The 17,686-nt window shown below is 61.6% G+C and carries 14 protein-coding genes; 9 read left to right on the top strand and 5 right to left on the bottom strand.

Annotated features, from left to right (window positions below):
* Window position 1 precedes the first annotated feature (1 nt).
* Window positions 2-913, top strand: a complete 912-nt coding sequence (locus tag GHK62_RS03100) for a DMT family transporter (protein ID WP_153436885.1) — start codon at window positions 2-4, stop codon at window positions 911-913.
* A gap of 24 nt (window positions 914-937) precedes the next feature.
* Here GHK62_RS03100 and GHK62_RS03095 read toward each other — a convergent pair whose 3' ends face one another.
* Together GHK62_RS03095 and parC are read right to left on the bottom strand one after the other, a co-directional pair.
* Window positions 938-1,264, bottom strand: a complete 327-nt coding sequence (locus GHK62_RS03095) for an ArsR/SmtB family transcription factor (RefSeq protein WP_153436884.1) — start codon at window positions 1,262-1,264, stop codon at window positions 938-940.
* Between the two features lie 158 nt (window positions 1,265-1,422).
* A complete protein-coding gene (gene parC, locus GHK62_RS03090; protein WP_153436883.1) occupies window positions 1,423-3,699 on the bottom strand; it encodes a DNA topoisomerase IV subunit A in 2,277 nt (758 codons plus the stop codon).
* Between the two features lie 396 nt (window positions 3,700-4,095).
* Between parC and GHK62_RS03085 the strand changes: the two genes are divergently transcribed.
* From GHK62_RS03085 to groL, 3 genes are all read left to right on the top strand, one after another.
* Window positions 4,096-5,289 carry a hypothetical protein gene (locus GHK62_RS03085; RefSeq protein WP_153436882.1) on the top strand — a complete coding sequence of 398 codons (1,194 nt, stop codon included), beginning with the start codon at window positions 4,096-4,098 and terminating at the stop codon, window positions 5,287-5,289.
* 292 nt (window positions 5,290-5,581) lie between these two features.
* Window positions 5,582-5,806, top strand: a complete 225-nt coding sequence (locus tag GHK62_RS03080; protein ID WP_136504214.1) for a hypothetical protein — start codon at window positions 5,582-5,584, stop codon at window positions 5,804-5,806.
* Window positions 5,807-5,945: 139 nt separating this feature from the next.
* On the top strand, window positions 5,946-7,574 hold the full coding sequence (gene groL / locus GHK62_RS03075; protein WP_153436881.1) for a chaperonin GroEL: 1,629 nt from the start codon (window positions 5,946-5,948) through the stop codon (window positions 7,572-7,574).
* A gap of 220 nt (window positions 7,575-7,794) precedes the next feature.
* Here the strand turns inward: groL and GHK62_RS03070 are convergent, their stop codons facing one another.
* Both GHK62_RS03070 and aspS read right to left on the bottom strand, forming a co-directional pair.
* Window positions 7,795-8,175 carry a rhodanese-like domain-containing protein gene (locus tag GHK62_RS03070; RefSeq protein ID WP_153436880.1) on the bottom strand — a complete coding sequence of 127 codons (381 nt, stop codon included), beginning with the start codon at window positions 8,173-8,175 and terminating at the stop codon, window positions 7,795-7,797.
* Between the two features lie 178 nt (window positions 8,176-8,353).
* Entirely contained in the window at window positions 8,354-10,141 is a 1,788-nt protein-coding gene (aspS, locus tag GHK62_RS03065) for an aspartate--tRNA ligase (protein ID WP_153436879.1), read from the bottom strand.
* Window positions 10,142-10,438: 297 nt separating this feature from the next.
* Here aspS and GHK62_RS03060 point away from each other — a divergent pair, with 297 nt between their 5' ends.
* The 4 genes from GHK62_RS03060 (at window position 10,439) to GHK62_RS03045 (ending at window position 15,618) form a co-directional block, all read left to right on the top strand.
* Window positions 10,439-11,674 (top strand): MFS transporter, encoded by a 1,236-nt coding sequence (locus GHK62_RS03060; RefSeq protein WP_153436878.1) that lies wholly within the window; start codon window positions 10,439-10,441, stop codon window positions 11,672-11,674.
* 101 nt (window positions 11,675-11,775) lie between these two features.
* A complete protein-coding gene (locus GHK62_RS03055) occupies window positions 11,776-13,176 on the top strand; it encodes a multicopper oxidase family protein (protein ID WP_184108526.1) in 1,401 nt (466 codons plus the stop codon).
* A gap of 79 nt (window positions 13,177-13,255) precedes the next feature.
* Window positions 13,256-14,407 (top strand): ribonuclease D, encoded by a 1,152-nt coding sequence (gene rnd, locus GHK62_RS03050; protein ID WP_153436876.1) that lies wholly within the window; start codon window positions 13,256-13,258, stop codon window positions 14,405-14,407.
* Window positions 14,408-14,574: 167 nt separating this feature from the next.
* On the top strand, window positions 14,575-15,618 hold the full coding sequence (locus GHK62_RS03045; protein WP_153436875.1) for an adenylate/guanylate cyclase domain-containing protein: 1,044 nt from the start codon (window positions 14,575-14,577) through the stop codon (window positions 15,616-15,618).
* A 46-nt stretch (window positions 15,619-15,664) separates the two neighbouring features.
* Here GHK62_RS03045 and GHK62_RS03040 read toward each other — a convergent pair whose 3' ends face one another.
* On the bottom strand, window positions 15,665-16,072 hold the full coding sequence (locus GHK62_RS03040) for a DUF2000 family protein (protein ID WP_153436874.1): 408 nt from the start codon (window positions 16,070-16,072) through the stop codon (window positions 15,665-15,667).
* 188 nt (window positions 16,073-16,260) lie between these two features.
* On the opposite strand from GHK62_RS03040, the gene GHK62_RS03035 reads away from it, so the two are divergent.
* Entirely contained in the window at window positions 16,261-17,619 is a 1,359-nt protein-coding gene (locus GHK62_RS03035; RefSeq protein ID WP_153436873.1) for an esterase-like activity of phytase family protein, read from the top strand.
* Window positions 17,620-17,686: the final 67 nt, after the last annotated feature.

Raw genomic sequence — 17,686 nt, 5'->3', positions numbered from 1 at the left:
ATTGACCCCTTCCTTTGACGCCGCCCGGCACCGGCGCGGTCTTGCCATCACCGGCCTCGGCGGCCTCGCCCTTTCCTTCGACATTCCGCTCATCCGTTCGGCGAACGGCGAAGTCTGGTCGATTCTCGCGCTCCGCAGCCTTTCGACCTTCATCGTCGCACTGGTTGCCTGGTTTGTGCTCAATCGCGTCCTCGGCCGTCGCGTTTCCTTGATCCCCGGCAAAGCGGGCCTGGTCGCCGGTCTCTTCTACGCCATCAACTCCTTCACCTTCCTGCTCGCCGTGTTCAACACCTCGACGGCGAACGTCGTCTTCGTGCTGGCCTTCACATCCATGTTCGCGGCGATCCTTTCCTGGATTTTCCTCAAGGAACGGCCCTCCAACGCCACGCTGCTGACAATGGCGGTTATGGTTTTCGGCGTCGGGATCATTGTGCAGGACGGGCTGGAGAGCGGACACCTCTTCGGTGATGCGATGGCCGCCTGCTCGGCTTGCCTGCTGGCGGGCGCAATCACCATCGCCCGCAAGAGCGGCCGGGACATGGCGCTGGTGCCGCTGACGACCGCGATCTTCCCGGCCATCGCCGCCTTCCTGCTCCTTCCGCCGAGCGGCATTTCGATTGCAGAACCCGGCTACATTCTCTTCAACGGCCTGGTGATGATCCCCCTCGCCTTCTTCTGTCTGGCGACAGGCCCGCGGTATCTTTCCGCGCCGGAGGTCGGCATGTTCTATCTGCTGGAGACGATCCTCGCTCCGATCTGGGTGTGGATCGTCTTTTCGGAAACGCCTACAACGCAGACGCTCCTTGGAGGAGCCATCCTGGTCCTTGCCCTCATCGGCCATTCGTTCTGGCAGATGCGCAACAAGGCGATGAAGGCGCACAAGGCGCAGATTCAATGTGCGGAACTGGGATAGGCACACCTCCGGCGCGCCGCGCAATCACTGCGCCTCGCCGGGTGCGGGCTCGACGGAAACACTCTGCATCTGCGAGCGCATTGTCCAGAGTTCGCGATTGGTATTGATCCACTCGGCCGCGATATCGAGCGGCGCCGGATCGGCCGTGATTGTCCCGCCATCCTCACCTTGCCGGACGACCAGTCCGGCAGCTTCCATGGTGGCAAGATGCTCGCAAAGGTCGTCCCCCTTCACGCCCACGGCATCAGCGATCTCGGCCACGCGCGTCGCGCCTGCAAGCAAGACCTCGAATATGCGGCGGCGCGTCGGATCGGCAAGAGCCAGCAAGGTTGCGTCAAGAGCGGTGGCCATGACATTGACCTCCCTGGAGAGGAACTTGAACTTGGCACGCGGTCACGCTGGCGGCGCCTTGACGGCGTGTTTTCTTAGCTGATTTAACGACAAAATATGTGGCAATTCAAAGTGCGGCAGCGACCTTTGTTCGCCTGAAGGAGGCACGGAGACGAAAATCAGCTGTTGAACTTGCCACTCCGCGGGAAGCCCTTCGGCACGACCCTGCCGGCTGCAGCACGGTCGCCGAGCCACTCGATCAGTTCGTCCTTCATCTTGGTGAAAACCCGGCCGGCGCTGTCTTCCCAGGTGAGACCCTCCCCGATCGTAAAGCACCGGATGTCGGAAATGCCGCCATCCTTGTAGCGCTGCAGCCGGACGCCCTTGCCGCGCGCCATTTCGGGGATCTGCACCAATGGGAAGACAAGCATCTTGCGGTTTTCGCCGACGACGGCGACGTGATCGCCTTTGACGGGAACAACGAGTTTCGCCTCGTCCGGCATGCCGACATTCATCACCTGCTTGCCCTTGCGGGTATTGGCGACGATATCGCTTTCGGTCACGACAAAACCGTTTCCTGCAGCGGACGAAATGATGAGCTTGCGTGCCGGATCATGGACAAGGGCAGTCAGGACGTCCTGATCGTTTTCCATGTCGACCATGATGCGCAAGGGTTCGCCATGGCCGCGCCCGCCGGGCAGCTTGTCGCCGCCGAGCGTGTAGACCTTGCCGCCCGTCGTGAAGACGAGAATCTTGTCCGTCGTCTGCGCCGGAAACGCCACTTTCAGCGCGTCTCCTTCCTTGAACTGGAGCGACGACGTGTCGGAGATGTGCCCCTTCAGGGCGCGGATCCAGCCTTTCTCCGAAATGACGACGGTGATCGGTTCCTTTTCGATCATCGCCTGCTGAATGGCCTCGACGTCAGCCTCCGGCGCGTCGGCAAAAGTGCTGCGGCGCTTGCCAATCTCGGTCGCCTTGGCGAACTTCTTCTTGACCTCGCCGATTTCCCAGGCAACCGCCTGCCACTGCTTCTCATCTGAGGCGAGCAGTGCCTCGATCTCCGCCTTTTCCTTCGACAGCGCGTCGAATTCCGTGCGGATCTCGAATTCTTCGAGCTTGCGCAAGGAGCGCAGGCGCATGTTGAGGATCGATTCGGCCTGGAGGTCGGTGAGCGTGAAACGCTCCATCATCACCGCCTTCGGCTCGTCCTCCTCGCGGATGATGCGGATCACCTCGTCGATATTGAGATAGGCGACGAGATAACCGCCAAGAATTTCCAGCCGGCGGTCGATTGCGGCCAGCCGATGGCGCGAGCGCCGCTGCAAGACTTCGCGGCGGTGGGCCAACCACTCGGTCAGCACCTCGTTGAGCGCCATGACGCGCGGCACGCGGCCCATCGAGAGCACGTTCATGTTGAGCGGGATGCGGCTTTCGAGCTCGGTCAGCTTGAACAGCGATTCCATCAGGATGCCGGCATCGACCGAGCGGCTCTTCGGCACGAGCACGATGCGCACGTCTTCGGCCGATTCGTCGCGAATGTCCTCGAGCAGCGGCAATTTGCGGGCGACGAGCAGCTCGGCGATCTTCTCGATCAGCCGCGACTTTTGGACCTGATAGGGAATCTCTGTGACGACGATCTGATAGCCGCCGCGGCCCAGATCCTCCGAGACCCAGCGCGCGCGGACCCGGAAGCCGCCACGACCCGTCCGGTAGGATTCGACCATGCTTGCCCGGCTTTCGACGATCACGCCGCCTGTCGGCAAGTCCGGACCCTCGATGCCCCCCTTCTGGGGGTTGGCGGGATCGAACAGCAGGTCCTCGACCGTCGCATCCGGGTGGCGGATGAGATGGAGGGCCGCGTCGCAAAGTTCATGGGCGTTGTGCGGCGGAATGGACGTCGCCATGCCGACGGCAATGCCCGAGGCGCCGTTCGCGAGTAGATTGGGGAAAGCGCCGGGGAGCACGACCGGCTCCTGGTCTTCCTCGTTGTAGGTCGGGCGGAAATCGACAGCGTCCTGATCGATGCCTTCAAGGAGAAGGGCCGCGACCTCCGTCATCTTCGCTTCGGTGTAACGGTAGGCGGCGGCATTGTCGCCGTCGATATTGCCGAAATTGCCCTGCCCGTCGACGACCGGGTAACGCTGGGAAAAGTCCTGCGCGAGACGCACAAGCGCATCATAGACGGACTGGTCGCCATGCGGATGGAACTTACCGATGACATCGCCGACGATGCGCGCGCATTTCTTGAACGAGGAATTGGGCCTCAGCCCCATCTCGCTCATGGCATGGATGATGCGGCGGTGGACGGGTTTCAGGCCGTCACGGACGTCCGGCAGCGCGCGATGCATGATGGTTGACAGGGCATAGGCGAGATAGCGCTCTTCCAGCGCCGCCTTTAGGTCAACCGGCTGAATATTGTCGTCCCCGCCCGAAGGCGGCAAAAGGCTTTGTCCCATGCCCTCTTGCTACCGCAAGCGGCCGCCAACAGCAAGAATTTCAGCGGCACTGCGTTGTGGAGAACGCCGCCTCCAGGACGTGTACGACAGCCGACGGCAGTAAGGTTCCGGAAAGTATGATCCGCGGGGAACAAGCGCCATACCAATCAGACGAATATAATTTTGCCCTGTTTCGTACTAGCTTCGGGGGTGCTGATTTGGCCGATTTGAAATTGAGGATTCGAGTGAGGGTATCCGCGTTCGAGGCATCAGGCTGCAAGGGGCAGCCGACCGTCGCAGGGATTGTTCAGGCTCCGTCGGGGGCGAGTTGACGGATCCCGCAGAGATCACTCAGATTAGCGATAACCGATCCCACCAACAGCTTCGCATCAAACATTTTTGATAAGGAACTCGATAATGACGCATACGCGCAAGATCCGCCTGATGATGGCGAGCGCCGCCCTTCTCATCCTTACCGGCCCCGCCTTCGCCCTGGACGGCGCGGACATGATGAAGAAGCTTGATGCGGCGCTGTCCGCCAACGGCTCCTCGATCCGCTTCGACAAGGCCGACGTGAATGGCGACGTCGTCACGGTGACCGGCGTCAAGCTGCAGACGGCGGCGAACCCCGGAGAGGCGCTCAATATCGGCGTCGTCACTTTCGAAGGTGTCGAAGAGAATGAGAATGGCGGCTACTACTCCGAGACGGTTACCTTCCCGGATATAAATGTCAGCCAAGACGGCTCCAGCTTCTCCGCAAGGAACCTGTCGATCGGCGGGCTTTCGATCCCGGGCAATGCGTCCGGGGACACGATCAACGACATCCTGCTCTACGAAACGGCAGGAACCGGACCGATCGTAGTCAATGTCAAGGGCAAGGATGTCTTCAGCGCCGAGAGCACGGACGCCAATCTGACGCGGCAGGAAAATGATGCCGGCTTCGACTTCGACGCGACGCTTGCCGGCCTCAAGGCGGATCTCTCGGACGTCGAGGACCCCAAAGCCAAGGAAGCGATCGAAAAGCTGGGGCTGACCACGCTCGACGGCGAAGTCACCATGAAGGGCAGTTGGGAACTGAAGAGCGGCAACGTCGCGCTTAATGAATACGCCCTCGACTTCAAGAATGTCGGCCGGCTGAACATTGCCATGGACTTTTCCGGATACACACTGCAGTTCATGAAGGCGCTGCAGGAGGCGACAAAGGCCGCTGAGGCCAATCCGAACAAGGAGGAGGCCAACCAGGCAATGGGGCTCGCGATTATGGGCCTCATGCAGCAGCTCACGTTCAACAGCGCCTCGATCCGTTTCGATGACGCTTCGATCACCAAGAAGGCGCTCGACTACGCCGGCAGCCAACAGGGCGTCTCAGGCGATCAACTGGCGCAATCGCTGAAAGGGCTGGTGCCGATCATGATGGCGCAGCTCAACATACCGGAGTTGCAGAACCAGGTGACGGCTGCCGTCAACGCCTATCTCGACGGGCCGAAGAGCCTGACGATCAGCGCCAAGCCCGAAAAGCCGGTTCCCTTCCCGATGATCGTGGGTGCCGCCATGGGCGCGCCGAACACGATTCCCTCGGTTCTCGGCGTGAAAGTGACGGCGAACGACTAGCCGCTCCTGCATGTATCCTTAAATCGTAGTCGATTTAAGGATAAAAACATGCAGCAATTCGAAGTGCTACAGCGTCCTTTGCGCGTCTCATAAGACGCGCGGCGCTCTAGGCGCTCGCCAAGCGAGCGTTCGGTTCTGATCGAGCCCGGCAACGCACCGCCGGGCTTTTTCTATCCCGATTGATTAATGATATCATCCACTGCTTGATGCTCTGAAGCGATCGCCTATCTATTTTTGCGTATGATTGCCGACAATTGCGCATTCCCGACCGATGAAACGGAAGGAGGACGCCATGGGACTGAAGCATTCGGATATCACCGCCATCCTGGGCCCGGTCGACGAAACGCTGATGGCCGAGCTGCTTGCGACGGGCGCGACAGCGAGCGAACTCGCGGAGGCGATTGCTTGGGTCAACAATGACGAGGCCCTGATCGGCGAAGGTCGCCATCTTCCGGCCGGCCGCGTTGCGGCGTTGATTGACATCCTCACACCTGAAGAAGACGACGAGGAATTATAGTAGCAGCCCGGCTTTTCAGGGTGCCTGTGAGCCAGAGGACTGAAGGACGTGGATGACGTGATGACCGCGGTGATCCGCTAGCCTGTTGCGGGGGGCAATCAGCGATCACCTTACAGTTTCCGTGTTGAGGGAGGAGCACATGGCTGCCAAGGAAGTCAAATTCAATACCGATGCCCGAGACCGCATGCTGCGCGGCGTCGACATCATGGCCAATGCCGTTCGGGTCACCTTGGGCCCCAAGGGCCGGAATGTGGTCATCGACAGATCCTTTGGAGCGCCGCGGATCACCAAGGACGGGGTCTCGGTCGCCAAGGAAATCGAACTCGAGGACAAGTTCGAAAACATGGGCGCTCAGATGCTGCGCGAAGTGGCTTCGCGCACGAGCGACGTCGCCGGCGACGGCACGACCACCGCGACCGTGCTTGCCCAGGCGATCGTCAGGGAAGGCGCCAAGGCCGTCGCCTCGGGGATGAACCCGATGGATCTGAAGCGCGGCATAGACCTTGCCGTCGAGGCCATCGTCAAGGAACTCAAGACCCACGCCCGCAAAGTTTCAAAGAATGCTGAAATCGCCCAGGTGGCCACGATATCGGCCAATGGCGATGCGGAAATCGGGCGTTACCTGGCAGAGGCGATGGAGAAGGTCGGCAACGAGGGCGTGATCACTGTCGAAGAGGCAAAAACCGCCGAGATCGAACTCGAAGTCGTCGAAGGCATGCAGTTCGACAGAGGTTATCTTTCCCCCTATTTCATTACCAATCAGGACAAGATGCGGGTCGAGTTCGAAGATCCCTACATCCTGATCCATGAAAAGAAACTCTCCAACCTCCAGGCCATGATCCCGATCCTCGAATCGGTGATCCAGTCCGGGAAGCCGCTTTTGATCATCGCCGAGGATGTCGAGGGTGAAGCCTTGGCAACGCTGGTCGTCAACAAGCTGCGCGGCGGCTTGAAGATCGTTGCCGTCAAGGCGCCCGGCTTCGGCGACCGCCGCAAGGCCATGCTCGAGGATATCGCAATCCTCACCGGCGGCACGGTGGTCTCCGAGGATCTCGGCATCAAGCTCGAGAATGTGACGATCGATACGCTCGGGCGAGCCAAGCGGGTGATCGTCGAAAAGGAGACGACGACCATCGTCGATGGCGCGGGCGAGAAAGCGGATATCGCCGGACGGATCAGCCAGATCAAGGCACAGATCGAGGAAACGACGTCGGACTACGACCGAGAAAAGCTGCAGGAGCGGCTCGCCAAGCTTGCCGGCGGCGTCGCGGTCATCCGCGTCGGTGGCTCGACCGAAGTGGAGGTCAAGGAAAAGAAAGACCGCGTCGACGACGCCCTGCATGCGACGCGGGCCGCGGTCGAGGAAGGCATCCTCCCCGGCGGCGGCGTTGCCCTGCTGCGCGTCGTCAAGACGCTCGACAACGTGCCTACCGCCAATGACGACCAGCGCGTGGGCGTCGAGATCGTCCGTCGCGCCATCGAGGCACCGGTGCGCCAGATCGCCGAGAACGCGGGGGCCGAAGGATCGATCGTCGTTGGCAAACTGCGCGAGAAACCGGACTTCGCCCACGGCTGGAACGCACAGACCGGGGAATTCGGTGACCTCTACGACATGGGCGTGATCGATCCGGCCAAGGTCGTGCGCGCGGCACTGCAGGACGCCGCCTCGGTGGCCGGCCTGCTGGTCACGACGGAAGCCATGATCGCCGAGAAACCGAAGAAGGAAGCGCCGCCTCCGATGCCTAGCGCGCCCGGAATGGATTTCTGAGGCAGGCCGGCTATCGCTTCTCGATGACGCACACAAAAACCCGGCGACGCCATCGCCGGGTTCGACGATCGATTCGAGATCGCGATTTGCCCCTCACTCCGGCCCTCTCTCCGCAAGCGGGGGAGGGTTGTGAGCCATCGCCACATGTGCCCTTCTCCCCGTCAAAACGGGGATAAGGTGCCCGCGGGCGGACGAGGGGGCGGCGACTGAACCAAGCGGTTCACGCGGGTTCTGTATCGATGCCCGCGTCGACCAGTTCCTTGAAGCCGCCGATGTTGAATACTGCCGTGTAGCCCATGTCCTGCAGCGTCTTGCCGGCAAGGGCCGAACGGCCGCCGGACGCACAATGCAAAAGGACCGTCTTGTCCTTTTGGAAGGCTGGATTGTGGTATCGACTTTCCGGATCTGCGCGAAATTCCAGCATTCCCCGCGAGACGTTCACGGCGCCCTTGATCTTGCCGGTCTGCTGAACCTCTGTCGGATCGCGGACATCCACGATGAGCACATCGCCGGAGCGCATCTTCTCGGCCGCCTCGGTGGGCGACAATTTCGGAACAGCACTATTTGCTTCCGCCAGTAGGTCCTTGACGTTCTTCGCCATCGTTCACTCCACCCAAAACGCTGCCATGGCGCAGCGAAGAAAGGAAACGCTTCGGCGGAAATCCTGTCAAGGCGAGCAACGGGATGGCAACTTTCGGGGTGGCGGCAGCAGCAAGCCCGCTCGACCACAAAAAACCCGGCGGTAGAGCCGCCGGGCCGCTCTTGCGCGTTTAAGAAACTTAGTCCTTCTTCTGCGGAATCGGGCGGATCGCCAGTTCGCGCAGCTGCGTCGGCGTCGCCGGCGACGGCGCGCCCATCAGGAGATCCTGGGCCTGCTGGTTCATCGGGAACAGCGAAATCTCACGCAGGTTCTTGGCGCCGACGAGCAGCATGACGATGCGGTCGATGCCGAAGGCCATGCCGCCATGCGGCGGCGCGCCGTACTGGAAGGCGCGGTAGAGCCCGCCGAACTGCTCCTCGACTTCCTGCCGCGACTTGCCCGTCAACTCGAAAGCCTTGACCATCAGCTCCGGCAGCTGGTTACGGATGGAGCCGGACGCAATCTCGAAGCCGTTGCAGACCATGTCGTACTGGTAGGCCTTGATGGAGAGCGGGTCGTCGCCGTTCAACGCCTCAAGGCCACCCTGCGGCATCGAGAACGGGTTGTGGGCGAAATCGATCCTCTTTTCTTCTTCCAGCCATTCGTAGAATGGGAAGTCGACAATCCAGCACAGTTCGAAGCGTTCGCGGTCGACGAGGTTCAGTTCCTCACCTGCCTTCGTGCGGGCTTCGCCGGCAAATTTGTAGAACTTCGCCGGTTCGCCGGCGACAAAGAAGCAGGCGTCTCCATCCTCGAGACCGAGCTGCGTGCGAATTGCGTCGGTGCGTTCTTCGCCAATGTTCTTGGCAAGCGGGCCGGCGCCCTCAAGCTTCTCGCCCTCCCTGCGCCAGAAGATATAGCCGAGACCCGGCTGGCCCTGGCTCTGGGCCCAGGCGTTCATGCGGTCGCAGAACGCTCTGGAGCCGCCGGTCTTGGCCGGAATCGCCCATACCTCGACCCGCGGGTTGGACGCGATCATGTTGGCGAAGACCTTGAAGCCCGAACCGGCGAAGTGCTCAGTCACGCTCTGCATCTCGATCGGGTTGCGAAGGTCCGGCTTGTCGGAACCATACTTGCGGATCGCCGTGTCATAGGGAATGCGCGGGAACTTTTCGGTCACAGGCTTGCCGCCGGCGAAATCCGCGAAGATCGAGCGGATCATCGGCTCCATCGTGTCCCAGACGTCTTCCTGTTCGACGAAGCTCATTTCGAGGTCGAGCTGGTAGAATTCGCCCGGCAGACGGTCCGCGCGCGGATCCTCGTCGCGGAAGCAGGGAGCGATCTGGAAATAGCGGTCGAAGCCCGCGACCATCAGAAGCTGCTTATACTGCTGCGGTGCCTGCGGCAGCGCGTAGAAGGTGCCGGGATGAATGCGGCTCGGCACGAGGAAGTCGCGCGCGCCTTCCGGCGAGGAGGCCGTCAGGATCGGCGTCGTATATTCAGTAAAGCCGATCTCGCTCATGCCCCGGCGCATGGCCGAAATGATCTCGGTGCGCTTGACGATATTGCGGTGCAGCGTCTCGCGGCGGAGATCCAGGAAACGGTATTTGAGGCGGACATCTTCCGGATAGTCCGGCTCGCCGAAGACCGGCAGCGGCAATTCCTTGGCCGCAGACAGAACCTCGATCTCGCGGGCATAGAGCTCGATCTCGCCCGTCGGCATGTTCTTGTTGACGGTTTCGTCCGTGCGCGCCTTCACCGTTCCGTCGATGCGGAGGACCCATTCGCCGCGCACCGTCTCCGCCGTCTTGAACGCCGGGGAATCCGGGTCGGCCACGACCTGGGTCATGCCATAATGATCGCGCAGGTCGATGAAGAGCACGCCGCCATGGTCGCGGACGCGGTGAACCCAGCCGGAGAGGCGAACGGTGGAGCCAACATCCGACTTGCGGAGGGCGGCACAGGTGTGGCTGCGGTAACGGTGCATCGTCTAATCCTGGAATTGCAGAAAACCGCGCAGGCTCGCATGGCGGCGCGCGGCATGATCAAAATCGGGCGGAAAAGCGCATGATGCGCCGGTTTTGTCAAGGCCGCGGCTTGTTCCGGCCGGAAGAGTGATCGACCGGCACGCCGCTCTCGCCCACTGTCATTGCGGGCAAGTGGCGCAAAAAGAAAGGGAAAGGCCACAAATCACGACTGTCGCCGACGGTGGCCCGCCGCTAAACAAGAAGCAGGCCCGTTTTCCCTTTCGAGTCGCGGCCATTATCCGGATGCTTCTGCCCCCATGTCCCAGATCCGCCCGCTCATCCCGCTTCTCGTCACCGCAGGCATCCTCATCGGCGGCAACGGCTTGCAGGGAACGTTCATTTCCTTGCGAGCGCTCGATGAGGGGTTTTCGACCTCGCTGATCGGGCTCGTTGGCGCCGGCTACAATATCGGCTTTGCCATCGGCTGCGTCTACGTCACCCGCATCCTTAGGGCGATCGGCCACATCCGCACCTTCTCGGCGATGGCCGCGATCGCGTCAGCAGCGGCCCTTGCGATGGTGCTGCTCATCGATCCTTGGTTCTGGTTCCTGATGCGGCTTGTTGCCGGCATCTGTTTCGCGAGCCTCTTTGCGACTGTCGAGAGCTGGCTGAACGCCAGCGTCACCAACGCCAACCGGGCGCGCACGCTTTCCATCTACCGCCTCGTCGATCTCGGTTCCGTCACCGCCGCGCAGTATGTGATTCCGGGTGTCGGCATAGGCGGGTTCGAGCTTTTCGCGATCATCTCGATGGCGCTGACGCTCTCGCTGGTGCCGATCTCCTTCGCCGACCGGTCAAGTCCCGTCGCGCCGGAAGCGATCCGCTTCGACGTCAAGGCGCTGTGGAACATCTCGCCGCTTGCGACGGTCGGCTGCATTGTCGTCGGCCTCACCAACGCCGCCTTCCGTTCGCTGGGACCGATCTATGGCCAGGGCATCGGTCTGTCTGTCACAGCAATCGCGACCTTCATGAGCGCGGGCATCATCGGCGGCGTGGTGCTGCAATATCCGCTCGGGCACTATTCCGACCAGATCGACCGGCGGCTGATCATCCTGATCGCGACGCTCGGCTCGCTTCTGGCGGGGCTCTTCCTCGCTTTCGGCGCGGGCAGTGACGAGTGGCTGAATTTTGCCGGCATCTTCGCCTTCGGCGCCTTCGCGATGCCGCTCTACTCGCTCTGTTCGGCCCATGCCAATGACCATGCGGCCGAGGGGCAGCATGCGCTGGTCTCGGCCGGCATGCTGTTCTTCTGGTCGCTCGGCGCGATCATCGGCCCGCTCTTCGCCTCCTTCATGCTCGAGCTCTACGGACCGCAGGCACTCTTCATCTATACCGCAGTGATCCTCGCCCTGTTCATGCTCTACACGCTCCGGCGCATGACGGCGCGTGCACCGGTTCCGACGGAAGAGCGTGCGATGCCGTTTCGCAATCTCCTTCGCACATCGTCCTTCTTCAACAAGCTTGCCGGCGGCCAGCCGCGAGAGGACGCATGACCGGGCAATCTGCGGCAAGATGGCCGGCGGGGCGAATTGCTGATCATGAAAATCAGGTTTAGAAACGGCCCGATCGCTTATCCGCACCACGGGACGTCATGATGCCGATGTTGAACCGCCGAACGTTTCTCCAGGGCTCGGCTGCGCTTGGAGGCGCTTTCGCGCTGGGCGCCGGCTTTGCCGCGCGCGCCGGCGCCTCTCCCGATCCGCAAGTCCTGACGGCCCAGTTCGCGGATGCGAGGATCGCAGCCGACGGCGTGACGCCCAAAGTCATGACCTACGGGCTCGGCGAGGCCGCTCATGCCAGCATGCCTCCTGTCTTGAGAATGCGCAAAGGCGAGGCCTATGCGGCAAGACTGGTAAACCGGCTGGACGAACCGACGACGGTCCATTGGCACGGCCTGCGGATCGCCAACGCGATGGATGGCGTGCCGGAAATCACCCAGCCCTATGTCTATCCCGGCGACGGCTTCGATTATGTCTTCACTCCGCCCGATGCCGGTACCTTCTGGTACCACCCGCACTGCAACACGCTGACGCAGATCGGCCGCGGGCTTGCGGGTGTGATCGTCGTCGAGAATCCTGATGATCCAGTCTTCGACGCCGAAATCGTCCTTACCCTCCGCGATTGGCGGCTCGGGAGAGGCGGCAAGTTCATCGACCCATTCAAGCCCCGCGATGCCGCCCGGGGCGGCACCTATGGCACTGTCAAGACGACGAACTGGCAGCGCGAGCCGGTGTTCGAGGCGCCCGCCGGCGGTCTCGTTCGGGTGAGGATTGCCGCCATGGACGTAACGCGTATCTACACGATGGCGCTCGACGGCGCGGCTGCGAAAGTCGTCGCCCTGGACGGAAATCCGGTCGACACCCCCTTCCTGCTCGATCGCCTTGATGTGGGGCCGGGGCAGCGCCTGGATATCGTCATGCGGATGCCGGAGAGTGAAGGCCAGACAGCAAAGCTTAGCAACGACCGCGGCTCGCGGCCCTGGACCATCGCCACTTTTCGGGCGGTTGGAACCTCGCTGAAGCGCGACCTGCGGGACGTTGGCCCCCTGCCCGGCAATCCGATCGCCGAAGCAGACGTCTCCATCGCCAAGCGGATTCCGATCGAACTGACGGCAACGGCCGAGCACAAGCCGACACCTTCGATCTGCGGCTCGCTCGGCTACACGTTCTGGGCGATCAATAAGGTCCCTTGGCCTGGCGATACGCCCGACCCGATCGCGCCGATCGAGGAATTGAAGCTCGGAAGAAGCTATGTGCTGCAGATCTCCAATCGCACGCCGCACGCGCACCCCATCCACCTGCATGGCCTGAGCTTCCGCATTCTGAATTCCAACAAGCGGACCTTCCTGCCGCCGCCGACGGACACCATCCTGCTTCTGCCGGACGAACAGGCGGAAGTGGCGCTGGTTGCGGACAACCCCGGCGACTGGGTGATCCACTGCCACATCATCGAACATCAAAAGACCGGGATGACGGGTTATTTGAGGGTGGTCTGACAATTTCGATTGTGACCGCCGCCGCGAAACGATACACGGAAGGGCAAGCCGCATTTTTGCCACAGTGATTAAAAACCCGATGATCCAAACGACAGTAGATCTAGAGGCCGCCTGCAAACGGTTGGCCCAATCAAACTATATTACGATCGATACCGAATTCCTGCGCGAAACGACGTTCTGGCCGGAGCTCTGCCTGATCCAGATGGCGAGCCCCGATCTGGCCGTTATCGTCGACCCGATGGCGCCCGGAATCGACCTCGCACCGTTCTTTGCGCTGATGGGCAATCCGGACGTCGTCAAGGTCTTTCACGCCGCGCGCCAGGACATCGAGATCATCCATCACCTCGGCAACCTTATCCCGCATCCGCTCTTCGACACGCAGGTCGCGGCGATGGTCTGCGGCTTCGGCGACAGCGTTTCCTATGACCAACTGGTCAACCGCATCAAGAACGAGCAAATCGACAAGTCGTCGCGCTTTACCGATTGGAGCCGCAGACCGCTCACGGACAAGCAGCTCGACTATGCACTCGCCGACGTCACGCATCTGCGAGAGATCTACCAGTATCTGACCGCAGAACTCGCCCGCGAGGGACGCTCGTCGTGGTTGGTCGAAGAGATGGCGATCCTGGAAAGCCCGGAAACCTATGACCTGCACCCGGACAACGCCTGGCAGCGGCTGAAGATGCGCGTCAAGAAGCCGATAGAGCTCGCGGTGCTGCAGAAGGTCGCGGCCTGGCGCGAGCGCGAGGCGCGCACGCGCAACGTCCCGCGCGGACGGATACTCAAGGATGATGCGATCTACGAAATCGCCCAGCAGCAGCCCAAGGACGCCGAGGCGCTTGGGCGGCTCAGAACCATCCCCAAAGGGTGGGAACGTTCCAGCGCAGGCACGGCCGTCGTCGAGGCCGTGAACGAGGCGCTTGCCATTCCGAAGGCAGAGCTGCCGCGCCTGCCACGCCAGAATCATGCGCCCGAAGGTGCGGCGGCGGCGGGCGAGATGCTGAAGGTGCTCCTGAAGCTCATCGCCGAAAAGGAAGGTGTCGCCGCCAAGATCATTGCCAACAGCGAAGACCTCGACCGGATCGCAGCCGAAGGCGAAAAGGCCAATGTGGACGCGCTCAAGGGCTGGCGGCGGGAGCTTTTTGGCGAAACGGCCCTGAAGCTCATCAACGGAGAAGTCGCGCTGCGCTTCGTCGGCAAGCGGATCGAGGCAATGGAAATCCGCGGTTGAATGCCGCAGGCGGGCAGACAACTTTCCGCCTGAATCCATGAATAGCGAGGACAAATCGAGAGGGCTGATCCAAGCCGAACGGCATTGGAGAGCTACCTGAATGCGTTGCGGACCGTTGTCCGTTCCGCAATTGTCCTATTTGTTTTCCGGTTCCGGGGCTTTGGCGCATGCGCTGGAGATTTTCCACGCTTGAGTTCATCCTGTTGCTGCTCGTCGTCGCGGGCAGCGGCGTCGCCTATGCCTGGGTGGTCTACGGCGATGGCGGACTGATCGGCGCGGTCTATGCGCTGTTCGTCTGCATGCCGATCCTCGCCTTCGAACGGCGCATCATATTCCGGCGCCTCTACAGAAAGATCCACGGCCTTTCGACGCCAGGCTTTCTGCTATCTTCCGTTGCGGTCTATGTCGCGCTCGTCTATGCCGGCTTTGCAATCGCCGGGTCCCTTCTGCGTCTGGTGGGCCACCCCGGCGAGATGATGCCATCGCTGAACGTACTCCTCATCGCACTGGCAATCTCCGGCCCGATCATCTTTGTCCTGAGAGTGCGCGAACTGCTTGGCCGCGACGTTTTCCTCAGCCTGCTGACCGGGCGCTACCGCAAGCCGGTGCAAGAGGAGCGTGTGTTCCTCTTTATCGACCTCGCCGGCTCCACCTCCTTCGCCGAGCGCTTCGGCGATCTGCGTACCCAGGAATACCTCGGGAGAGTGTTCGCAAGCATGGCCGATCCGGTCTTACGCCACGGCGGCTCCATCGATGACTATGTCGGCGACGCGGCGGTCATTACCTGGCCCTTCGATCGTGCCATCGCCGACGCCGCCTGCATTCGCTGCGCCTTCGATATTCTCGACCGGATCGACACGGATGCTCACCGCTGGCGCAAGGATTACGGAGAGGTCCCTCGCCTTCGTGCCGCGCTGCACGGCGGAACAATCGTTGCCGCCGAAATCGGCGTCGACAGGCACAAGATCACCTACTTCGGCGACACGGTGAACACGACGGCGCGCCTCGAAGGCCTGTGCCGAACGCTCGATCGGCAGATCCTGATTTCCGCCGATCTCCTGCGGCGCATGCGCCTGCCAGCCTCCGTCAGAAGCGAGGATCTCGGCGAACACGAGGTCAAGGGCCGCGGCCAGAAGCTTGGCGTCTCCTCTCTTCGGGCCGCAAGCCTCTTTCAGGGCAGCTCGAATTGTGCGGCCGATCCTGAGAGTTAGCGCGGGATGCGGGCGGAAAACCGCGCACACTTTTCCTCATCCCGCGCTAGCCGTGCAGCTTTGCCCCCTTCGTGATCTTGTCCACGAGCTTTTTCTCCGCATGGATCGCAATCCCTGCAACCCGGGCGTTCTCGGGTGCCGATCTGGAAAAGACTTCCCGGTTGGCGGCGTCATGGCCGGTCGAGAACATTTCGTCTATATAGATGGACGTGCGAACATCTTTCGCCAAAGCCCGCCGCTGGATATCGCCGAGCGTGGTCCCGCCTGCCGACAGGACGATGATCGGTTGCATGCTTAGCGCGTTGTAAAGATTGCCGGCGGCATCACGATACGCCTCCCCGATAATCTCCGGCTTCTGCCCGACTATGCCGGTGGCAAGGAAAGCTGTGACATTCAGCTTCTGCCACATCGCGAGGTCGTCCCTGAGGACAATTGCAAATTTCGTCTCGAACATCGTGACCAATTTCTCTCCGTATTCTTCCAGGCAATACTAACGCTCGAAGTGGCGGCGGATCTTGAACGTTCGAGCAAGCTATCGCCTGTCACCAAAGCTTCACGGGGCTGTCAGACAAGCATCAATCAACCGTCATCAAAGACGCCTATCGGGGACCGGTCTCAGACCTCCAACCCAGGGTGAACTTCATGACGAAAGCACTTTTCGCCTCCGCGGCGCTGGCGCTTGTAATGACAACAACGGCGCTCGCCGAGGACAAGGTCTTTCCGGCGACGCTGAAGGCACATGCCATCCTGCCGGCCAACACGATCATCGCGGCGCCGGCCGACGCGGCGGATTATCTCAAGACCTCCGGGAAATTCACGACGGCCGACCGGAAGCGTGCCGTGGAACTCGCCAGCGTGCCCGGCAAGGACGGCGTTCGCCCGACCGGACTGTCGCTGCCTTTCAATGGCCAACCAATGCAGGGCTTTTCCGGGATCAAGGCAATGTCCGACGGCACCTTCTGGAGCCTTTCAGACAATGGATTCGGCAGCAAGCTGAACTCGACCGACGCGATGCTGATGCTCCACCATCTCAAGATCGACTGGGAAGCCGGCAAGGTCGAGGCGCTGCAGACCATCTTCCTGTCCGATCCGGACCGCAAAGCGCCCTTCCCGATCGTCATGGAAGGCTCGGCCAACCGCTATCTCACCGGCGCCGATTTCGACGTGGAATCGATCCAGCCGGTCGCCGATGGCTTCTGGGTCGGCGAAGAGTTCGGTCCCTACATCCTGAAATTCGACACGGCCGGCAAGCTGACCGATGTCGTTCCGACCGTCGTCAACGACAAGCCGGTCATGTCGCCCGATAATCCCACGCTGACGCTGCAGGCGGACCCTTCCAAGAAAATGCCGGCCTTCAACCTGAAGCGTTCCGGCGGCTATGAGGGCATGGCGATGTCCAAGGACGGCAGCAAGCTCTATGGCCTGCTCGAAGGGCCGATCTGGATCGATAATGAATCGGTCGAGCAGGCCGACGGTCGCCCGGCGCTTCGTATCATCGAGCTCGATGTCGCGAGCAAAGCCTGGACAGGCCGCAGCTGGCTCTATCCGCTTGCCGAAGGCGGCGAGGCAATCGGCGACTTCAACATGCTCGACGAGAAGACCGCGCTGGTCATCGAGCGCGACAACGGGGCCGGCACTGTCGACAAGGCATGCGCGGATCCGAAGGATCCGAAACCTGACTGCTTCGCGGTCGGCTCAAAGCTCAAGCGCATCTACAAGATCGAGATGACCGACGATAATGCCGGCAAGGCCGTGCGCAAGATCGGTCACATCGATCTCCTCAAGATCGCCGATCCGGAAAACAGGAAGCGTCAGGGCGGCGGTGACGGCTACTACGACATGCCGTTCGTCACCATCGAGAACGTGGACCGCGTCGACGAGACCCACATCGTCGTCGGCAACGACAACAATCTCCCCTTCTCCGCTGGCCGCGCCATCGACAAGGCGGACGACAACGAGTTCGTGTTGCTGGAAGTCGGCGAATTCCTCAAGGCCGAGTAAACCTACTGCATGGTTCCTAAAGTGCTACAGCGTCCTTTGCGCGTCTAATAAGACGCGCGGCGCTGTA

It is taken from the genome of Sinorhizobium terangae (assembly GCF_009601505.1).
Classification (GTDB): domain Bacteria; phylum Pseudomonadota; class Alphaproteobacteria; order Rhizobiales; family Rhizobiaceae; genus Sinorhizobium; species Sinorhizobium terangae.
The sequence above is the reverse complement of the archived record's forward strand: the minus strand, read 5'-3'. Positions and strand labels throughout refer to the sequence as shown.